Source organism: Gluconobacter sp. Gdi (genome assembly GCF_014132155.1).
Classification (GTDB): domain Bacteria; phylum Pseudomonadota; class Alphaproteobacteria; order Acetobacterales; family Acetobacteraceae; genus Gluconobacter.
Genome location: NZ_BLJQ01000103.1, coordinates 1 through 237, shown reverse-complemented (window position 1 = coordinate 237; position 237 = coordinate 1). Strand labels below are relative to the sequence as shown.

Below are 237 nucleotides of genomic sequence, written 5' to 3'. Positions count from 1 at the left end.
AAGGAGAGGCGATCGTTGATCAGATATTCCGTCCGCTCATCAGACAAATTGTTGAGCGTCTGGATCACCAGAATTTTGAACATCAGCACCGGATCAAATGGCGGTCGTCCGCCTTTGCTTCCGTCAGAATACGCCAGTGCCTTCTCCAGGTCAGGGCGGAAGACTTCAAAATCCACAGTCCGGGAAAATGCTTCGAGCTGATCACCAAGCCCGCTCAGCCGGGCAAGCCGCTCTTCA

1 protein-coding gene is annotated in these 237 nt (G+C 53.6%); it reads right to left on the bottom strand.

Going from position 1 to position 237, the window contains the following annotated elements:
* A partial coding sequence (locus JN414_RS16675) for a transposase (protein WP_202208904.1) occupies positions 1-237 on the bottom strand: 237 nt, incomplete at both ends.